This is a genomic window from Sphingomonas sp. G5 (assembly GCF_052660795.1).
In genome coordinates this window covers 3,398,813-3,417,722 of record NZ_CP109660.1, presented here as the reverse complement: position 1 = coordinate 3,417,722, position 18,910 = coordinate 3,398,813, and the positions used below count along the sequence as shown (strand labels likewise).

The following is an 18,910-nucleotide window of genomic DNA, read 5'->3' as shown; positions in this document are numbered from 1 at the left end:
AGGATGCCATGATTCCCATTCAGCGGGAACCGCGCGCCACCGCGGGGGCCGGTGCCGGAGCATTGTCTCGTCGAAGGAGACCCATGTCGAAACCTCCCGCCGCCGCCCCCGAATCGCTGCTGGCCGCACCCGACCAGGCCACGCAAGACGAGATCGTCCGCGAGATCCACGCCCGTCACGCCGAGCTCGACGCCCTCGACGCCGCGGGGGAGCGCGTCGCAGCGACCGCGCACGACTTCCCGGCGTACCGGTCGAGTGTGCTGCGGCATCCGACGAAGAATCCGAAGCTCGTCGACCCCGAGACCGTCGAGCTGTTCTCGCCCGCGTTCGGCCAGCGCGACGTCGCGGCGATCGAGTCGGACCTCACGCTGCAGCACGCGGGAGAGCCGCTGGGCGAGCGCATGACGGTGCAGGGCCGCCTGATCGACTCGTGGGGGCGCCCGGTGGCGAACCAGCTCATCGAGATCTGGCAGGCGAACTCGGCCGGTCGCTACATCCACCAGCGCGACCAGCACCCCGCCCCCCTCGACCCGAACTTCACGGGAGCGGGCCGCACGGTCACGAACGAGAACGGCGAGTACCGCTTCACGACGATCAAGCCCGGCCCGTACCCGTGGAAGAACCACCGCAATGCGTGGCGTCCGGCGCACATCCACTTCTCGGTGTTCGGGTCGTCGTTCACGCAGCGGCTGGTGACGCAGATGTATTTCCCGGGCGACCCGCTCTTCGCGCTCGACCCGATCTACAACTCCATCCACCGGCAGAAGGACCGTGACGCGCTCGTGGGCGTCTACGACCACGAACTGACCTCGCCCGAGTGGGCGACGGGCTACCGCTTCGACATCGTGGTCGACGGGCCGGATCAGACCTACTTCGAGCAGGAGGGCGACGAGTGATCCCCGCCAAGACGCACCGCGCCACCCCCGGCCAGACGGTCGGGCCGTTCTTCGCCTACGGCCTCGAGTTCGACAAGCAGCATCAGGTCGTCTTCCCGCACTCGCCCGGGGCGATCGTGCTGAGCGGCACCATCCTCGACGGAGCGGGAGCGCCGATCCCCGACGCCCTCATCGAGATCTTCGGAGCGGATGCCGACGGCTCGGTGCCGCGTGCACGAGGCGCTTTCCGCCGAGACGACCACACCTTCACCGGGTTCGGCCGCGCCTTCACCGACGACGAGGGGCGCTACACGTTCTGGACGCGGGAGCCGGGCGGCATCCGGGGGCGCGCGGGATTCTTCGCCGCGATCGTGTTCGCGCGCGGCCTGCCCGACAAGCTGCACACCCGCATCTATTCGCCCGCCGACCCGGACGCTCTCGCCGCGGATCCGCTGCTGTCGTCGCTCGACGAGGCGGAGCGCGCTAGCCTCGTCGCGACCCGGACGCCCGACGGGTACCTGTCGCACGACATCCGACTGCAGGGCGAGAACGAGACGGTGTTCCTTGCCTTCTGACCCCCTTCCGCGCATCGACTTCGGGCTGCTCTCGCCGGTGAGCGTCGGTCACGACGCGCTGCTGTCGGACGGGTTCGTGCTGTCCACGATGATCCGCGTCGAGTGCGCGCTGGTCGCGGCGTACGTCGAGGTGGGGGCCGCCCCGCGCGGGGCGCGGGTCGAGATCGACCACGTCTTCGGGATCGACGAGAAGGGCGGCGCGTCCGCGCGCGGGATCGACGTCGACGCCCTCGTGCGCAACGCAGTCGCCGGGGGCAATCCCGTGATCCCGCTCGTCGGCGCGCTGAAGGCGCAGGTGCTCGCGGAGCACCGAGCGTGGATCCACCGCGGGGTGACGAGCCAGGACATCCTCGACACCGCGCTGATGGTGGTCGCGCGGCGCGCGGTCGAGCAGACGCGTCGTTCGGTCGCGAACGCGGCCGTCTGGGCCCGACAGCTCGCCACCGCGCACGCCGACGAGGTGTCCGCGGCCCGTACCCTCACCCAGCACGCCGTGCCCACCACGATCGGTGCGCGCGCCGCGACCTGGGCGCGCGGACTCGAGCGCGCCGTCGTGCGGCTGGATGCCCTCGTCTTCCCCGCGCAGCTCGCGGGTGCGGGAGGGACGCTCGCGTCGTTCGTCGAGATCACCGGATCGACGGATGCCGCCGACGCCCTTCCCGCGGCCTTCGCCCGGGCCCTCGAACTCGACGCCCCGGACGCACCCTGGCACGTGGCGCGCTGGCCCGTGACGGAGATCGGAGACGCCCTGGTCCAGGCCATCGACGCGCTCGGCAAGATGGCCGCCGACGTCGCGACGCTCAGCCGCACCGAGATCGGAGAGGTCTCGGAGGGCGTGGGCGGGGGATCGTCGGCGATGCCCCAGAAGCAGAACCCCGCCGAGGCGGTGCTCATCCGCTCGGCCGCCCTGCGCGCGCCGCACCTGGGTGCGACCCTGCACCTGGCCTCGGCCCTCGCGGTCGACGAGCGCCCCGACGGCGCCTGGCACTCCGAGTGGCCGACGCTGCGCGAGCTGCTCCGCCTCGCGGTCGGTGCGTCGGCGCACGGGTCGTCGTTGCTGGCGCACCTGCGCGTCGACGCGGCCGCGGCCGCCGCCACCGTCGGCCTGACCGGCGGACGCATCGTCAGCGAGCGCCTGCGGGGAGTGCTCGTGCCGCTCATCGGTGCCGAGCGCTTCGCGGCCCTGCTCGATGGCGACGACGACCTCGCCCCGCGTCTGCGCGCGCTGCCCGAGGCGGCCGGTCTCGACGTCGACGCGCTGCTCGACCCGGCTCGTTACCTCGGCCTCGCCCCCCGCCTCGCGCGCGGCACGGGCCACGCGGGCGGCGGCACGGCACAGAGCAGGGGGGTCGACGCATGAGCCTCGTTTCGCTGACCGAGCCGGTCGGACCCGCCGACGCGCCCCTCGTGGTGCTCGGGCCCTCGCTCGGCACCTCGACCATCCTCTGGGACGACGTCGTGCCCCTGCTCGCCGACGACTACCGCGTCGCCGCGTGGGACCTCCCCGGGCATGGAGCGGGGCCGATCGCGCGCGAGCCGTTCACCGTCGCGGATCTCGCGGATGCCGTGGCCACCGCCGTCCCCGATGACACGTTCCTCTACGCCGGGGTGTCCCTCGGCGGGGCGACAGGCCTCGAACTCGCGCGGCGTCATGGCGCCCGCCTGCGCGGCGCCGCGATCGTGGCATCCGGAGCCGTCCTCGGCGACCCCGCATCGTGGACGGATCGCGCCGCCCAGGCGCGCGCGCAGAGCACGTCGAGCCTCATCGTCGGCTCGGCCCAGCGCTGGTTCGCCCCCGAGTCGATGGCCCGCCGCCCCGAACTGAGCGGGCGCCTGCTGCACGCGCTGCAGGATGCCGACGACGACAGCTACGCCCGCTGCTGCGAGGCGCTCGCCGCGTACGACGTGCGCGCGACGCTGGGCGAGATCACGGTGCCGGTGCTCGCCGCGTGGGGAGCCTTCGACCAGGTCGCCCCCCAGGCCAAGGCGGTCGAGATCGCCGAGGGGGTGGCGGACGGCCGTGTCGCGCGCATCGACGACGCCGGCCATCTCCCGCCCGCCGAGCAGCCCGAGGCCGTGGCGGCGCTGCTGCGGTCGTTCTTCGCCTCCCTCTCCCGAAAGGACGCCTGATGCCCACCGATCAGGAACGCCACGACCAGGGCATGACCGTGCGCCGCGCCGTGCTCAGCGACGCGCACGTCGACCGCTCCATCGCCGCGACCACCGACCTCACCGCCGACTGGCAGGACTTCATCACGCGCGTCGCGTGGGGAGACGTCTGGTCACGGCCCGGCCTCGACCGCCGCTCGCGCTCGATCGCGGTGCTCAGCTCGCTCATCGCGCACGGTCATCACGAGGAGCTCGCGATGCACCTGCGCGCGGCGCTGCGCAACGGCCTGACGATCGACGAGATCCGCGAGGTCATCCTGCAGTCGGCGATCTACTCCGGTGTGCCGGCGGCCAACTCGGCGTTCCGCATCGCGTCGGAGGTGTTCGCGGCAGAGCCGGGGAGCGCCGCCGGGGACTGACCGGCCGGCCCGCGCGCCGGGAGCGGCGGTGCAGGCCCACCGGGTCATGAAGACAGGGGATGCCACCGGGACAGGCCGATTCGGAGCGAATCGGCCTGTTCTCGTGGCATCCCCTGTTCCGGTGACGCCCGGACCTGATGCGGGGCATCAGAAACGCTTATGTCTGAATCCGGCATAAGCGGGTAGCGTCGAAGGCGAACCCCACAGAGAGTGAGCGACGATGCTTCTCGAAAGAGACCTCATCCAGTCCGTCGGATTCCGTAACGTCCGCGAGGGCGGCGAGATCACCGGCTTCCAGTTCCGCGTCAGGATGCCGTCGTACCGCGGCATGGCGGCCTCGCTGATCGACGGGATCGGCGTCAGCATCCCGGGCCTGGTCGACGTCGCCCCCGACGTACCGCTGTGGACGCTCCAAGGACAGCAGTACTCGCTCGCCGAGCTGTGGGACGGCGACGGCGTCCGCTGGCCGCTCGAGGACGCGGCCGTGATCTTCGTGCCCCTGGCCGGCGGTCTCCCCGACGGCGTGCACGAGCTGTCGATCGAGCTGCGGCTGCGGATGTCGTACATCCCCCAGGAGCACCAGCCGAGCACCTATCGGGTCACCAAGCACGTCACGCTCGCCCCCGAGGCATCCGGTGCCCCCTTCCGCTACGGCGTCTCGCTCTACAGCTACATGACCGACTACGGCACGGTCATGGACCTCGAGACCGCCATGGCCTCGATCGCCGACCTCGGCGCGACGGGGATCGAGATCCTCGGCGAGGCGCACGTGCCGAACTACCCGCACCCCTCGGACGAGTGGGTCGAGCAGTGGTTCGCGCTCCTGCAGAAGTACGGCCTGGAGCCGACCAACATGGGCTCGTGGATCGACACCCGCCTGCACTCCAGCGGCCCGAACGGTCGCGACATGACCGTCGAGGAGGGCGCCGCGGCTCTGCAGCGCGACCTGCGCCTGGCCAAGCGCCTCGGCTTCCGCTTCGTGCGACCCAAGATCGGCGTCGTCTCGAGCGACCTGATTCCGCACCCGATCTGGACCGAGGTCGTCGAGGCATCCCTTCCGCTCGCCGAAGAGCTCGACGTGATCATCTGCCCCGAGATCCACTCGCCGACCCCCATCAAGCACGAGGTCGTCGACGATTACATCGCGCTCATCCGCCGCACCGGCACGAAGCACTTCGGCCTGCTGCTTGACACCGGCATCTTCCAGGACCGCCCCATCCCGCTGAAGCCCGGCGAGCTGCCGGGCCAGCGTCCGGCGTTCCTCGACGGCATCCACGTCGATCCGAACGACGTCTTCGACGTGATCGAGAACGTCGTGTTCATCCAGGCGAAGTTCCACGACATCGACGAGAACCTGCACGACCAGCAGATCCCGTGGGAGCCGGTGCTGAAGGCCCTGAAAGACGCGGGCTACACCGGCTACCTCTCGAGCGAGTACGAGGGCGAGCGCGAACCGTGGCGCTCGATCGAGCAGGTGCGCCGCCAGCACTCGCTGATCCGCCAGCTCGCCGACGGGCTCTGAGGAACCCGCCATGCCCAACGGACTCATCCACGACGACAGCCTGCGCGCGCACCCCGACGGGCTCGCGCTGCGGCTGACGATCCCCTGGTATCGCAGCCTGTGGCTCTCATCAGTGACGACTCTCGCGCTCACCGTCGACGGGGAGGAGATGGATGCCGCCGACCTCCGCGTCGAGTTCGGCGACACCTCCTACCGCCTCGACGAGCTACCCGAGCAGAGCGAGCGCCTGTGGTTCCTGCAGGAGCACCCGCTTCTCGTCGCTCGCCGTGACCACCCCGTGGCGCTCGGTGAGACGCACGACGTCGTGTTGCACGGTGAGCTGCGCCTGCCCTACATGCAGATCGCGCCCGGCCAGGACGGCGGGCCCGGCATGTACGTGCCGAACGTCGTGCACGACGTGAAGACCCTCACGGTCGTCGGCGCGGATGCCGAAATCCCAGCGCTCGTATCGGATGTCACGCCCCCGCCGCCCGCGGCCGAGGACGACCCGTTCCAGTTGGGGCTGACGCTGTACTCGGCCAGCGCGGAGTTCCGCGCGGGGTACTTCGGCTTCGACGGCCTGCTCGACCGGGTCGCCGAACTCGGCATCGGTCCGGGCATCGAGATCGTGGCATCCCAGATGGTGCCGACCTACCCCGTCGTGGGCGACGAGTTCGTGCGCACGTGGCGCGCGGCGTTCGACCGGCACGGCTTCGTGGAGAGCTCGTTCGGCGCCAACCTCGACATGGGCCGCCGTCGCGATCGCGACATGACGCCCGACGAGGAGTTCGCCTTTTCGACGCTGATGTTCGAGGGGGCGAAGAAGCTCGGCTTTCCGCTCGTGCGCATCCAGAGCGCCAAGCCCGAGCTGCTGCGCCGTCTGCTGCCGATCGCGGAGCGGCTCGAGTTGAAGCTCGCCTACGAGATCCACGCGCCGATGGGCCCGAACGCCGAGCCGATCCTGCGCGTGCGCGAGACGTACGCCGAGCTCGACTCCCCGCTGCTGGGCTTCGTCGCCGACTTCTCGTCGACCATGCACGCGATGTCGCCGACGCTGCTGCGGGCCGTTCGCCGGGCGGGTCTCGACGACGAGGCGGTCCAGCGTCTGCAGGACATCTGGGCGACGGATGCCACGATGCAGGCGCGTCAGCAGGAGTTCATCGCGTACCTCCGCGGGCGGGACTTCGACCCGGGCCGGCTGGGCGCCTTCGCGCACCTGGCCTTCAACATGCACGGGCACGTCGACCCCCGGGAGTGGGCCGACATCATGCCGCAGATCCTGCACGTGCACGCGAAGTTCTACGACATCGACGACGCCGGCCAGGAGCCCGCGATCGACTATCCCGAGCTCGTGCGCGTGTTCGTCGAGAGCGGGTACCGCGGATTCTGGTCGAGCGAGTGGGAGGGGCACGCGTTCGCCGAGCTCGGCGAGGTCGACCCGCTGCTGCTCGTGCGTCGTCAGCACGACCTCATCCGGTCGGCGATGCGGACGGTGCCCGTGGGCTGACCCTCCCCTCGAGAGGATCTGGGGACGTTCTCATTCGGAGCGACCGGATGCGGACGCCCCCAGCTCGTCGGGCAGTCGAGGGTCAGGCAGTCGACAGCGTCAGGAACACCGTGCGCATCAGCCGCTCGAGCAGCTCAGACCAGCGATAGGCGTCGTGCGGCGTCGCGGTCGCCGTCACACCGAGGCCGAGATATCGCACGCACAGGCTGTAGAAGACCTCGAACGCCCAGACGGCGTCGTCATCCGTCAGCCGGACGCCGTGCGCGGAGGCCGCGGTCAGAAGGGCGCGGACGAACACGGCCTGCCCGGCGTCGCCGGAGCGTCGACCGCGCGCGAGGATCTCGACATCGTCCACCCCCATCACGAAGAAGGGGGAGAGCAGGTCGCGGTTCTCGCGCAGGATGCCGGCGTAGACCGCGACGATCTCGGCCGTCGCCGTCTCGAAGTCCGTCGCGCCGATGCCGGCGGCCGCGACGCGTTCGGCGGTCTCGACATCGAGGCGGTCGAACTCCTGCGCCTGGATCAGGCGCAGCAGTTCGGCCTTGCCCGAGACCCGGCCGTAGATCGAGCCGATCGACACCTCGGCACGCGCGCTGACCTCGGCGAGCGAGAACTGACCGGTGCCGCGCTCGTGCAGCAGCGCGAGGACGGCGGCGCGCACCTTCGCGAACGAGTCGCGACTTCGCTGCTGCTTTGGCTCGGACACCCCGCTCGCTCCGTCCCTCGTGGCCATCGCTCTCCCCGGTTCCGGGCTCAGGCGGTCAGTTCCACGAGGAACACGGACTGCCGCTCCAGGGCGAGGTCCATCCGCAGGCTCCCCTCCTCCGACACCGCGACAGGGGAGGGGCCCTCGATCGCGCCGGACAGCGACGTGACGGTGGCCTGCACGGTGGCATCCGCCCAGGGCAGGTTTCGGAGGTCGAGGCTCACCCGTTCCACCCCCGCCGATGCCAGGTCGGGGCGCTGCGGCGGGAGGGTGAGCCCCAGTTCGATGCGCTGCTCGCCGATGGGGATGCGAAAGGTGAAACGGTCCTCGGCGCGTGGCGCGAGGGCGCTGTCGGGGGCGACGTAGTTCGTCACGAGGACGCGGACGGTGTCACCGTCGCGCCCGGCGGCGACCGCCAGCCCCGACTCGTCGCCCCCGGTGGCCTCCAGCCGCCGCCCGGTGAGCGCCCGACCCGCGAGGACGAGCGCGCGCGAGCGCTCGTCGGGCCGCCCGTCGACGTCGCCGACCCCGCCCGGGTCGACGAACCCGTAGTGCGGATCGCGGCCGGTGTCGGCGCGGAAGAAGAACGCGTGGTCGATGACCGTGTCCTGCAGCGCGATCGCCGTGGCCGCCATGAACGCGCCCTTCTCCGGCGCCGGTGCGGTGCTGCTGGGCACCGCGAGGTAGTTCCAGTAGCTGAGCGTCAGGTCGGTGTCGGTGAACCCGTGACCATCGAGCACTGCGCGCAGCTCGCGCGCCACGTAGCGGTAGTCCATCGGATCGCGGCTGCCATCGGTGAACCACAGGAACGAGAAGAAGTGCAGCGGCAGGTCGTTCTCACGCACGAACTTCAGGAAGCCCTCGCGGTAGGGCGAGTCGGCCTCCAGCGAGAAGGCGACCGAGGGGCCCCCGACGGTCAGGGACGGGTCGACGCGGTGCACCGCCTCGCAGAAGGCGCGGTACATCGCGTAGAACTCCTCCGGTCGCCCGGCGAAGTGCAGCGGCCCGAAGTCGGGCTGATCGCCGAACTCGTAGAGGCGCACGGGCGTCGCCGGGCCGCCCGCCCACCCCTGGGAGTAGTGCCGGACGATGTGCTCGACGACCCGGCCGTACACCTCGACGTCGTCGGCGGGCAGCTTGTTCTTCGGGATCGAGCTGGCCACGGTGAACAGCACCTCGGCGCCGATGGAGTGAACCGCGTCGACCCACGCGTCGGTCGCGGCGAAGTTGTAGCTGGCCGGGTCGTCGGGGTCGGCGCTCCAGTCGGGGAAGAGGCTCGTGGGGTCGTCGCGGGTGTCGAGGCGCGAGACCCAGTCGAACGAGCGCACGAGGGTCACCCCCGCCTCGCGCCACAGGGGCGTCATGTCGGGGAAGTCGGGGTAGGCCGCGACGGGGCCGGGCACGCCGCCGACGCCGTTGAGCGAGCGGAAGGTGCTCTCGCGGGCGGCGTCCACGACGAGGGTGCGGGCGGGGGTGTGCGACACGGGTGTCTCCTCGGGGTCTCAGTAGGGCATCCGCAGGAGGCGGTTCGCGTACTCGTTCGCGATCGGCTCGTCGTGACGGAGGTGCTCGATGCGCGCGCGGTAGGTCTCGTCGGTGACCGAGTCGAACTCCTCGAGCATCGACTCGATCGAACGCTCGTGCACCGCGCGCACCCGGGGCAGCCGGCGCTTCATGAACTCGAGCTGGGCGTCGAGCAGCGACTGGTCCTTCGCGAGCTCCTGGGCGAGCACGACGCCGTCCTCGATGCTCATCGCCGCTCCCGATCCCAGGTAGGGCGTCATCGTGTGGGCGGCGTCGCCCAGAATCATGATGCGCCCGCGGAACCACGGGTACGGCACCCACACCGTCGAGTACGGGGTGTAGGCGACGTTCTCGGCGTGACGGACGTCGTCGAGGGCGTCGGCGAGGAAGGCCGATCCGCGCGTGAGCGAGGCGGCGCGATCGTGCATGATCTCGGCCATCCTGCTCGCGTCGTAGCGCGGGCGGCCCTCCTCGGCCACGGTGAGCACCATGTACATGGTGTCTTCCGACAGGGGCGTGAGCATGATCTTGCCGCCGTAGCCCTGGCAGATGATCGGCTGCATGATCTTGCGGCGGTTGGGGAGCCCCGCGCGCCAGGCGACCCCGCCCACCGGGCGCGGAGCGTACTTCTCGCCGAAGTACTCGCGGCGGATCTGGGAGTTCAGCCCGTCGAAGCCGAGCACGAGGTCGTAGTCGGCGTTGTCCCCGGTGCTGAACGTCACGGTCGCCCTGTCGGCATCCTGGGCGATGTCGGCGACGGTCGTGCTCATGTGGAACGTGGCGCCGTTGGCGAGGGCGTGGCGCGCGGCCATCTCGAGGAACGCCATGCGCGACATCGTCACGCACCCCGGCAGGCCCTCGTCGCGGGTGCCGTAGCTCATGGTGCTCAGCAGGGTGCCGTCGGCGTCGTAGTTGTCGATGCCCGGGGCGGGGTGGCCGATCTCGAGGACGTCGTCGAGCAGTCCGATCTCGCGCACCGCGCGCAGGCCGTTGATGCGGAGGCCGAATCCGACGCCGGCGACGCTGATCTCGGGCTTGTCGTCGATGACATCGACGTGCGCACCGATCCGGGCGAGGGCGGATGCCGTGGTGAGGCCGCCGATGCCGGCGCCGACGATCAGGATTCTCAACGGGTTCGACATGGGTGCTCCTCCTCGAGCGGACGGCCGGGCCCGCGGGGGTGCGCGCCTCACCGAATCAGAACGTTGATTCTGATTTCAGGCTAGGGACGGGCCGGGCGCGCACACAACGACCGCACCTCGACCGTCGTGGATGCCGTCCATCACGATCGGTGATGCGGGCGGCCCCCGCCCGTCTCACTGTGGGGCGTGCCCCGCGGCGATCACGCGGCCGGCCTCGGCGAAGAGGCCGCGCATCCACTCGTGCTCGGGATCGCGGTTGTGCGAAGGGTGCCACCACAGGGCGCTGACGATCGGCGTCGCCGCGAACGGCAGGGGCACCACGCGGATGCCGCCGATGCGCAGCAGGTGGGGGGCGAGGGCGGACTGCACGAGTCCCACGCGCCGCGTTCCGCTGACGAAGTGCCCCACCGAGAGGAAGCTCTCCAGCACCACCTCGATGTGCGGTTCGACCCCGAGCTGCTGGATCTGGCGCGCGGCCGAGGTGAAGGCTGACCGCGATTGGAAGGTGAGCACCCACGGCAGGTCGGCGAGGTTCTGCATCGTGAGCGACTCGCCCACCTCGTCGTTGTCGTCGGCCACGACCGCCAGCCAGTCGTCCTGCCAGAGGTCGAGGTAGGGCAGCTCCGACACGGGACCGTGGGGGATGACCATGGCGTCGGCCGAGCGCAGGCGGTTCGCGGCGTCTTCCACGATCCCGGGGTTGTGCAGCATGTAGCGGAAGCGAACGCCCGGCGCTTGCTCCGCTGCGAGCTGCGACACGACGGTTCCGACGGTGACGAAGCCGTAGTCGGACCCGTAGATCGAGAACTCGCGCGTCGACTCCGCCGGAGACCACGATGCCTGGCTGTCGAAGACGCGTCGGGCTGCTTCGAGGGCCGTGCTCGTGTGATCGGTCAGGCGGACGGCGAACGGCGTGAGCTCGTAGGTGTTGCCGCGACGCGCGAGGATCTGGTCGTTGAAGTGCGTGCGAAGACGCGCGAGAGAGGCGCTGAGCGCGGGCTGGCTCAGGTGCAGACTCTCGGCGGCGCGCGTGACGCTGCGCTCGGTGAGCAGCGCGTCGAGCGCCACCAGGAGGTTGAGGTCGAGGCGCGAAAGCGCCGAATGATCGGTCACCACGGCGTGATCCTTCGCTCGGGAAAGCTGTCCGCGGATCGTATCAATGCCGTCTATGTCGCAGCTAGGCGCCATACTCCCGAACGATGATCACGGTCTTCCGCGCCTTATGTGCTGTATCGCGAAGACTTATGTGCGTTTTAGGCGCAACGCGCCGATACTGAGTCGCACAGCACAGGCGCTCCCACCGAAGGGCTCGCCGACAATGTCGTCAGAAAGGCTGGCCATGACTCAGCATCGCCGCGTCACGCGGATCGCAGGTCTCCTCGCTCTTCCCGTCTCCGCCGTTCTCGTCCTCGCCGGGTGCTCCGGCTCGGGTTCGGGAGACGCCGGGGGCGATTCGAACTCCTTCACATTCACCTTCGCCACCTCCAACAACCTCGAGAGCCCATACGAGACGCTCGCCAAGGAGTACATGGCGGCGAATCCCGGCGTCACCATCACCTCGAACCCGACCCCGAACGACAAGTACGGGGAGACCATCCGCACGCAGCTGCAGGCGGGCAATGCTTCCGACGTCATCATCACCGCACCCGGTGCCGGTGACTCGCGCGGTCTGATCCCCCTCGCCCAGGCCGGGTTCTTCGAACCGCTCGGCGACACCGCGACCTCGCTCGTGCCGACCGGGAGCGACACGCTCTTCGAGCTCGACGGCAAGACATACGGCCAGCCCTTGGACTTCACCATCGGTGCCGTCGTCGCCAGCATGGGCACAGCCGGCATGAACGGGATCACGAGCTGGCCCACCACCATGAACGACTTTTACGCCGAGTGCGGGAAGCTCGCGGGCGACGGCAAGTCGATGATCGCCATCGCCGGTGCCGCCGCCCCGAACGCCGGTCTCACCGCTCAGGGCATCGCGGCGACCCGCGTCTACGCATCGGACCCGAACTTCAACACCGAGCGCGCCGAGGGCAAGACCACCTTCGCCCAGAGCAAGGGCTGGGCGGACACGCTGCAGACCATCATCGACCTCAAGGACAAGGGCTGCTTCCAGGCCGGTGCCGAGGGCGGCGGCTTCGATGCCATCACCAACGGACTCGCGCAGGGCACCTCGGTCGGCAGCTTCATCCCCTCGGGCTCGGCGGTCGAGATCGCCGCCGCGGCTCCCGCGGAGGCCGACTTCAAGGTGCAGCCCTTCCCGCCCGCAACCGGTGGCAAGCCCTTCGTGCTCGCCAGCTCGAACTACGCGGCATCCATCAACGCGAAGTCCCAGAAGAAGGACGCGGCGAAGAAGTTCCTCGAGTGGCTCGCCACCCCGGACGCGCAGGAGAAGTTCTACGAGGCCTCGGGTCTGCTCCCCATCTCGGAGTACAAGAATCTCGACCTGAGCAAGACGATCTACTCCGAGGTCGTCGATGACATCTCGAACGGTTCCTACACCACCCTGCCCTCGAACGTCTGGCCGAACCCGGCCGTGTACGACGCGCTGTCGACGGGTGTCCAGGGCCTGCTGACGGGCCAGAGCAGCATCGACCAGGTGCTGAAGAACATGGATGCGGCCTGGGGCAACTGAGTGAATCCGCCGCCCGGGCCCCTGGACCCGGGCGGCGGAGCCGCACCCCATCGAGGATGACGAGGACGCGATGAGCACCACCTTCCGAGCCGGCGAAATCGCCGCCACCGAGACCGAGCGCGTGGTCTTGCCACGTCGCGGCGGACGCCGCCGCTCCGCGCCCCGCCCGCGCCGCAAGGGCCTGCTGAAGTTCGGCTACTGGTGGTGGGCTCTGCCCGGCATCCTCTTCGTCGTCGGCATCCACTACGTCGCCACGAGTGTCGGTGGCTTCTTCGCCTTCACGAACTGGACCGGCATCGGGGCCTTCCAGCTCATCGGTCTCGACAACTTCACGCGGATCTTCCAGGACCCCACGAAGATCGGGGCGCTGTGGAACACGCTGTTCCTCGCCTTCGGATCGGTGATCCTCAGCAACATCCTGGGGCTGGGGATCGCTCTCGGCCTCAATCGCGGGCTGAAGAGCCGGTACATCCTGCGCACGCTCTTCTTCATGCCTGTCGTGCTCAGCCCGCTGGCGACGTCGTACATCTGGAAGTTCATCTTCGACTTCAACGGACCGCTCAACCTCGTGCTGCGGGGGATCGGCCTGGACTCGATGGCCCGCGCCTGGATCGCCGACCCCACGTGGGCGATCTGGACGATCCTCATCGTGCTGGTGTGGCAAAACATCGGCTTCTCGATGGTGATCTACATGGCGGGCCTCGCCGCCGTCCCGGTCGAGATCGAAGAGGCCGCGGCCATCGACGGCGCCAACCTGTGGCAGCGCTTCTGGCACGTGACGCTCCCGTCGATCCGCCCCGCCGTCGCGATCGCGACCACCCTCGGGCTGGTGAACGGATTGCGCGTGTTCGATCAGATCATGGCGCTGACCGGCGGCGGTCCGGCCGCGGCGACCGAGACGCTCGCAACGCAGGTCTACAAGCAGTCGTTCGCCCTCGGCAACTTCGGCTACGGCGCCGCCCTGGCGCTGCTGCTGACCCTCATCATCCTGGTCTTCGCGGTCATCCAGCAGCGCGTCACCGCCGACCGTTCGGAGGAGAACTGACATGTTCCGCTACACCAAGCTCACGGGGCTCCGCGAGTTCCTCTTCTGGGTCGCCGCGCTCGTCTTCCTGCTGCCGTTCTACTTCTTGGTCACGACCTCGCTGAAATCGGACCGCGAGGTCATCACCTCGTCGACACTGGCGCCGCCGACCGCACCCGACTTCGGCAACTTCCTCAAGGTGCTGACCGCCACCGGCAACTCGAACGTCGTGGTGGGGCTGATCAACAGCATCATCATCACCGCAGGCAGCATCGTGCTCCTGGTTCTACTCGGCTCGCTCACCGGCTACGTGATCGCCCGCAGCACGCGTCGATGGAGCCGCGTGGTCTACTACCTCTTCCTCGTGGCGATCGTTCTGCCCACGCAGCTGGGCACCGTGCCGCTGTACATCGGGGCGCGCTCGCTCGGGCTCACCGGCTCGGCCTGGGGCATGATCGTCCTCTACACCGGCATGTTGCTGCCGCTCGCGATCTTCCTGTACGCGGGCTTTTTCCGCGGGCTCGGCACCGAGTACGAGGAGGCCGCGACGATCGACGGCGCCAGCCGCACCCAGATCTTCTTCCGGATCGTGCTCCCGCTGATGTCGCCCGCGACCGGGACCGTGGCGATCCTCGCCGGACTCATCGTGTGGAACGACTTCTTCACATCGCTCATCTTCCTCGGCGGCTCCGCGAACCAGACCCTCCCGGTCGCCATGTACTACTACATCGGCTCGCTGGTCTCGGCGTGGAACCAGATCTTCGCGATCGTCATCGTCTCGATGGTGCCGATCCTCGCCTTCTACCTCTTCGCCCAGAAGCGCTTCATCCAGGGCTTCGCCGGCGGCCTGAAGGGCTGAGCCCCTCTTCTCCCGGGCTGAGCCTGCCCAGATGGATGCCGCGAAGCGCGGCATCCGTCGATCGTCGCGCCGCGCAGTCGAAAGGACACACCCCATGTATCAACTCGCTCCCAACATCGAACTCCTCTTCACCGAGGCCGGCGGTTATCACGACCGCGTGCGCGCGGCGGCGGCCGCGGGCTTCGACGCCGTCGAGATGTGGGGTCCCACGGGGGTCGACGCTCCGGCGACGCCCAAGGACCTGCCGGCACTGAAGGCGGCGCTCGAAGAGACCGGCGTGCAGCTCACGGCGCAGCTGGCGGAGCCCCGCACGCAGTTCATGATCCCGCCGTGGGACCACAGCGAGTTCTTCCGCAAGCTCGACGAGGGCGTGGCGATCGCCCACGACCTCGGATGCCCCCGCATCGTCGTGGGCAGCGGCACCGGCTTCGGCGGGTGGAAGCGGCAGGTGCAGCTCGACAAGCTCATCGAGATCTACACCACGGCGATCGCCCAGATCGAGGGGTCGGGCGTCGGTCTCGTGCTCGAGCCCGTGAACGTCCGGGTCGACCACCCCGGTTCGTTGCTGGATCGCACGGCCGAGGGGGTCTACGTCGCCCGTGGCGTCGCCTCGCCGCAGTTCGGCGTGCTCTACGACATCTATCACTCGGCCGTCGAGGGTGAGGACATGGAGGCCGAGCTGGCGAACGCCGGCGACCTCATCCACTATGTGCAGCTGGCCGACGCCCCCGGTCGCGGCGAGCCCGGCACGGGAGAGCTCGACTGGAACGAGCGCTTCCGACTGCTGCGCGACAGCGGTTACGACGGCCCCGTGGGTCTCGAGTACTACCCGACCACCGCGTCGGCGGCATCCGTCGCCCACGTCGTCGAGATCGCGCGCGCCGCATGAGCACCCGGCAGTACCCCACCTCGGTCGACGTCGTCATCGTCGGGAGCGGGCCGACCGGCTCGGCCTACGCGCGCATCCTGTCTGAGCGCGCGCCGGAGGCGACGATCGCGATGCTCGAGGTCGGCCCGACGGTGTCGAATCCTCCCGGTGCGCACGTGAAGAACATCGCCGACCCGGTCGAGCGGGCTCGCGCGCAGGTGGCCTCGGAGGGCCCGGGCGAGCGCGGCGAGAAGGTCGCCAGCCCCGGCGCCGCCAAGGCCGGCGTGCGCGGGGCGCGCCCCGGCACGTTCCTGCTCGAGGAGGGTTACGCGTTCGAGGGGGAGGACGGTCTCCCGGTCGTCGCGATGTCGAGCAACGTGGGCGGCATGGCCGCGCACTGGACGGGCGCGTGCCCGCGTCCGAACGACAGCGAGCGCATCGCCTTCGTTCCCGACCTCGACGAGCTCCTCGACGAGGCCAATCGTCTGCTGGGTGTCACGACGAACGCCTTCGACTCCGCGCCCTTCGGGGCGATCGTGCGCGAGCGCCTCTCGGCCGCGGTCGACGAAGGCCGCGTCGATGCGACGAAGGTGCAGCGGATGCCGCTGGCCGCCCACCGGCGCGACGACGGTCGCCTGGTCTGGTCGGGGTCGGACGTCGTGCTGGGAGAGGTCACGCGCGAGAACCCGCGCTTCGCGCTCTTCGACGAGACCCTGGCTGTGCGGGTACTCGTGGAGGGCGGCCGCGCATCGGGCGTCGTCGCGCGCGACCTACGTTCGGGCGACGAGCACACCATCGCGGCGCGCTTCGTGGTGGTCGCGGCCGACGCGCTGCGCACCCCGCAGCTGCTGTGGGCGTCGGGCGTGCGCCCGGAGGCTCTCGGGCGGTACCTGAACGACCAGGCGCAGGTGGTGTTCGCCTCGCGGCTGCGGAACATGCCCCTGCTCGACACCGACGACCCCACCGCGGGGCTGGCGGAGTACAGCGGGGTGAGCTGGGTCCCGTTCACCGACGACATGCCGTTCCACGGGCAGATCATGCAGCTCGACGCCTCGCCGATCCCCCTGGCCGACGACGACCCGGTGGTTCCGGGCTCGATCGTGGGACTCGGGTTGTTCTGCGCGAAAGACCTGCGGGCCGACGACCGCGTCGCCTTCGATGCGGAGCACGTCGACGGCTACGGGATGCCGGCTCCCCGCATCCACTACCGCCTCACCGATCACGATCGCGAGGTGGTGGAACGGGCTCGTCAGGAGATCGTGCGCCTGGCCGAGGCCATTGGCGACCCGGTCGGCGATCGCCCGTTCACCCTTCCTCTCGGGTCGTCGCTGCACTACCAGGGCTCGACGCGCATGGGCGTCGACGACGACGGAACGAGCGTGTGCGACATCGACAGCGAGGTATGGGGCGTGCCCGATCTCTTCGTCGCGGGCAACGGCGTGATCCCGACCGCGACGGCGTGCAACCCGACGTTGACGTCGGTGGCGCTCGCCGTGCGGGGTGCACGCAAGATCGCTGCCGTTCTCGCTCGCGAGCAGGTCGCGACGAAGTCGGCATCCGCCTGAGTTCTCTTGCTTATGCAGGAAACAGACATTAGAGTGTAGAAATCATGACAAAGTGGTCTGCGACTCCTGTCGCGCCGACGAGGAGGTCATCGTGATCCCGGATCGCATCATCGAGCAGGGCACCCTCAGCGCCCGCGACGGGCGGACATCGGTGGACGTGCGGCTGCCCTGGTACCGCGCCCTGCCGGCATCGTGCATCTCGGGCGCGAGGCTCACCATCGACGGCGTCGAGGCCCCCGCTGCCTCGCTCCGCTGGCAGATGAACGGCGAGGAGTTCACGTTCGTCGATATGAAGACGAACACCGAGCAGTGGTGGTTCCCCACCGACTCGGCCGTGCTGTCGGGAGATCTGACGGTGGATGCCGGGGAGCACGAGGTGCGCGTCGACCTCGAGCTCTTCATCCCCTACATCATCATCGCCGACGACCAGGTGCTCCACATCGAGGAGCACGACACCAAGACCATGACCGTCCGCCAGGTCGAGGAGGCCCGCGCATGACCGAGCTCGGCACGCCCATCCAGGGCGTCACGCTCTACAGCTTCACCCGTGCGTTCCACGGCCGCGAGTACGACCTCGACCAGCTGATCCGCAAGACCGCGGCCGAGGGCTTCGGTCCGGGGCTCGAGATCATCGGTTTCTCGAGCTTCCGCGGATTCCCCGAGATCGACGACCACTTCGCCGGGCGCTTCTCCGATCTGATCGACGAGGTGGGCCTGGTGCGCACCTCTCTCGCGGTGAACGCAGACATCGGTCTGCGCCCCGAACGGCTGATGGACCAGGACGAGCTGATCGCCTACATGCGCAAGCAGATCGCAGCGGCCGCGAAGCTCGGGTTCCCCATCGCGCGGGTGCAGATCTCGCTCACGCCCGACTCGATGGAGGCTCTCGCCCCGATCGCCGAGGAGTACGGCGTCACGCTCGCCCTCGAGGTGCACGCCGACCAGTACGCCTCGCACCCGCGCATCCTCGCGCTCCGTGACCGGTACGAGAAGGTCGGCTCGCCCTTCCTCGGGTTCACGATGGACTGGGGCGCCACCGTCACCGGCTTCGCCCCCTCGCTCATCGAGGCGTATCGCCGCCGCGGAGCGTCGGAGGAGCTGCTGTCCGCCGTCGTCGCCCTGTGGGACGAGTACTACGAGCAGGGCCCGCCCGCCGACCAGGCCGACCACGGCCAGCGCTTCGGTCGGTTCATCGGCCTCGCTCATCAGCACGGCCGCCCCGACCTCGGCATCGACTTCGGCATCAACGGCACCGGCCTGTTCGGCCCCGCGCGCGTCGACGACTGGCTCGAGATCATGCCGTGGGTGAAGCACGTGCACGGCAAGTTCTTCGGCATCGACGAGAACGGGAACGAGCCGTCGGTTCCCGTCGCCGAGCTCATCACCCTGCTGGTCGAGAACGGCTACAGCGGCGCGGTGTCGAGCGAGTACGAGGGCTGGCACTGGAACCACTGGCAGAACCCCTTCGAGATCATCCGCGGCGAGCAGGCCATCCAGCGCACCGCCGCCGGGGCCGCCGGCTCCCGGATGATCACGGATGCCGTCGAGGCCCGCCGCGCCCTCGATGCCCACCTGTCGCACGCCGTGCGGGCCTGAAAGGACCTCCG

18 protein-coding genes are annotated in these 18,910 nt (G+C 69.6%); 14 read left to right on the top strand and 4 right to left on the bottom strand.

Features of this window, described 5'->3' with window-relative positions; all coding sequences use genetic code 11:
* Positions 1–83 precede the first annotated feature (83 nt).
* The 7 genes from pcaH to NE358_RS16105 all read left to right on the top strand — a co-directional run bounded on the left by pcaH (position 84) and on the right by NE358_RS16105 (position 6,986).
* Positions 84–896: a protocatechuate 3,4-dioxygenase subunit beta gene (pcaH, locus tag NE358_RS16135; protein WP_289940129.1), complete on the top strand. Its 813-nt coding sequence runs from the start codon at positions 84–86 to the stop codon at positions 894–896.
* Positions 893–1,450 (top strand): protocatechuate 3,4-dioxygenase subunit alpha, encoded by a 558-nt coding sequence (pcaG, locus tag NE358_RS16130; protein WP_174799697.1) that lies wholly within the window; start codon positions 893–895, stop codon positions 1,448–1,450. Before pcaH ends, pcaG begins: the two co-directional genes overlap by 4 nt.
* Positions 1,440–2,810: a lyase family protein gene (locus NE358_RS16125; protein ID WP_289940122.1), complete on the top strand. Its 1,371-nt coding sequence runs from the start codon at positions 1,440–1,442 to the stop codon at positions 2,808–2,810. Before pcaG ends, NE358_RS16125 begins: the two co-directional genes overlap by 11 nt.
* Positions 2,807–3,580: an alpha/beta fold hydrolase gene (locus NE358_RS16120; RefSeq protein ID WP_289940121.1), complete on the top strand. Its 774-nt coding sequence runs from the start codon at positions 2,807–2,809 to the stop codon at positions 3,578–3,580. Before NE358_RS16125 ends, NE358_RS16120 begins: the two co-directional genes overlap by 4 nt.
* Positions 3,580–3,978: a 4-carboxymuconolactone decarboxylase gene (gene pcaC / locus NE358_RS16115; RefSeq protein WP_289940119.1), complete on the top strand. Its 399-nt coding sequence runs from the start codon at positions 3,580–3,582 to the stop codon at positions 3,976–3,978. The genes NE358_RS16120 and pcaC overlap by 1 nt, the downstream gene beginning before the upstream one ends.
* 220 nt (positions 3,979–4,198) lie before the next feature.
* On the top strand, positions 4,199–5,500 hold the full coding sequence (locus NE358_RS16110; RefSeq protein ID WP_141378027.1) for a C-glycoside deglycosidase beta subunit domain-containing protein: 1,302 nt from the start codon (positions 4,199–4,201) through the stop codon (positions 5,498–5,500).
* Between the two features lie 10 nt (positions 5,501–5,510).
* Positions 5,511–6,986: a C-glycoside deglycosidase beta subunit domain-containing protein gene (locus NE358_RS16105; RefSeq protein WP_289940116.1), complete on the top strand. Its 1,476-nt coding sequence runs from the start codon at positions 5,511–5,513 to the stop codon at positions 6,984–6,986.
* A gap of 82 nt (positions 6,987–7,068) precedes the next feature.
* Here the strand turns inward: NE358_RS16105 and NE358_RS16100 are convergent, their stop codons facing one another.
* From NE358_RS16100 to NE358_RS16085, 4 genes are all read right to left on the bottom strand, one after another.
* Entirely contained in the window at positions 7,069–7,692 is a 624-nt protein-coding gene (locus NE358_RS16100) for a TetR/AcrR family transcriptional regulator (RefSeq protein WP_170210705.1), read from the bottom strand.
* A 47-nt stretch (positions 7,693–7,739) separates the two neighbouring features.
* Positions 7,740–9,176, bottom strand: coding sequence for a GH39 family glycosyl hydrolase (locus tag NE358_RS16095; protein WP_289940109.1), 1,437 nt, complete (start codon positions 9,174–9,176; stop codon positions 7,740–7,742).
* An 18-nt stretch (positions 9,177–9,194) separates the two neighbouring features.
* Positions 9,195–10,358 (bottom strand): FAD-dependent monooxygenase, encoded by a 1,164-nt coding sequence (locus NE358_RS16090; protein WP_289940107.1) that lies wholly within the window; start codon positions 10,356–10,358, stop codon positions 9,195–9,197.
* A gap of 174 nt (positions 10,359–10,532) precedes the next feature.
* Complete coding sequence (locus NE358_RS16085; protein WP_499318073.1) at positions 10,533–11,474, bottom strand: LysR family transcriptional regulator; 942 nt, start codon at positions 11,472–11,474, stop codon at positions 10,533–10,535.
* 223 nt (positions 11,475–11,697) lie between these two features.
* On the opposite strand from NE358_RS16085, the gene NE358_RS16080 reads away from it, so the two are divergent.
* The 7 genes from NE358_RS16080 (at position 11,698) to NE358_RS16050 (ending at position 18,899) form a co-directional block, all read left to right on the top strand.
* Entirely contained in the window at positions 11,698–12,987 is a 1,290-nt protein-coding gene (locus tag NE358_RS16080; protein WP_289940106.1) for an ABC transporter substrate-binding protein, read from the top strand.
* Positions 12,988–13,057: 70 nt separating this feature from the next.
* Positions 13,058–14,032 carry a carbohydrate ABC transporter permease gene (locus NE358_RS16075; protein WP_103207803.1) on the top strand — a complete coding sequence of 325 codons (975 nt, stop codon included), beginning with the start codon at positions 13,058–13,060 and terminating at the stop codon, positions 14,030–14,032.
* Position 14,033: 1 nt separating this feature from the next.
* Entirely contained in the window at positions 14,034–14,870 is an 837-nt protein-coding gene (locus NE358_RS16070; RefSeq protein WP_103207805.1) for a carbohydrate ABC transporter permease, read from the top strand.
* A 94-nt stretch (positions 14,871–14,964) separates the two neighbouring features.
* Complete coding sequence (locus tag NE358_RS16065; RefSeq protein ID WP_103207807.1) at positions 14,965–15,759, top strand: TIM barrel protein; 795 nt, start codon at positions 14,965–14,967, stop codon at positions 15,757–15,759.
* A complete protein-coding gene (gene carA / locus NE358_RS16060; RefSeq protein ID WP_289940100.1) occupies positions 15,756–17,303 on the top strand; it encodes a c-glycoside 3-oxidase CarA in 1,548 nt (515 codons plus the stop codon). The genes NE358_RS16065 and carA overlap by 4 nt, the downstream gene beginning before the upstream one ends.
* 91 nt (positions 17,304–17,394) lie before the next feature.
* Positions 17,395–17,802, top strand: coding sequence for a C-glycoside deglycosidase beta subunit domain-containing protein (locus tag NE358_RS16055; protein ID WP_116239719.1), 408 nt, complete (start codon positions 17,395–17,397; stop codon positions 17,800–17,802).
* Positions 17,799–18,899, top strand: a complete 1,101-nt coding sequence (locus tag NE358_RS16050; RefSeq protein WP_289940099.1) for a sugar phosphate isomerase/epimerase family protein — start codon at positions 17,799–17,801, stop codon at positions 18,897–18,899. The genes NE358_RS16055 and NE358_RS16050 overlap by 4 nt, the downstream gene beginning before the upstream one ends.
* Positions 18,900–18,910 lie beyond the last annotated feature (11 nt).

What these genes read in the sequence shown, in the direction of transcription:
- carA (WP_289940100.1), top strand. Translation starts at nt 15,756, where the DNA reads ATGAGCACCCGGCAGTACCCCACCTCGGTCGACGTCGTCATCGTCGGG.
- NE358_RS16065 (WP_103207807.1), top strand. Translation starts at nt 14,965, where the DNA reads ATGTATCAACTCGCTCCCAACATCGAACTCCTCTTCACCGAGGCCGGC.
- NE358_RS16070 (WP_103207805.1), top strand. Translation starts at nt 14,034, where the DNA reads ATGTTCCGCTACACCAAGCTCACGGGGCTCCGCGAGTTCCTCTTCTGG.
- NE358_RS16080 (WP_289940106.1), top strand. Translation starts at nt 11,698, where the DNA reads ATGACTCAGCATCGCCGCGTCACGCGGATCGCAGGTCTCCTCGCTCTT.
- NE358_RS16090 (WP_289940107.1), bottom strand. Translation starts at nt 10,358, where the DNA reads ATGTCGAACCCGTTGAGAATCCTGATCGTCGGCGCCGGCATCGGCGGC.
- NE358_RS16105 (WP_289940116.1), top strand. Translation starts at nt 5,511, where the DNA reads ATGCCCAACGGACTCATCCACGACGACAGCCTGCGCGCGCACCCCGAC.
- pcaC (WP_289940119.1), top strand. Translation starts at nt 3,580, where the DNA reads ATGCCCACCGATCAGGAACGCCACGACCAGGGCATGACCGTGCGCCGC.
- NE358_RS16075 (WP_103207803.1), top strand. Translation starts at nt 13,058, where the DNA reads ATGAGCACCACCTTCCGAGCCGGCGAAATCGCCGCCACCGAGACCGAG.
- NE358_RS16120 (WP_289940121.1), top strand. Translation starts at nt 2,807, where the DNA reads ATGAGCCTCGTTTCGCTGACCGAGCCGGTCGGACCCGCCGACGCGCCC.
- NE358_RS16110 (WP_141378027.1), top strand. Translation starts at nt 4,199, where the DNA reads ATGCTTCTCGAAAGAGACCTCATCCAGTCCGTCGGATTCCGTAACGTC.
- pcaH (WP_289940129.1), top strand. Translation starts at nt 84, where the DNA reads ATGTCGAAACCTCCCGCCGCCGCCCCCGAATCGCTGCTGGCCGCACCC.
- NE358_RS16050 (WP_289940099.1), top strand. Translation starts at nt 17,799, where the DNA reads ATGACCGAGCTCGGCACGCCCATCCAGGGCGTCACGCTCTACAGCTTC.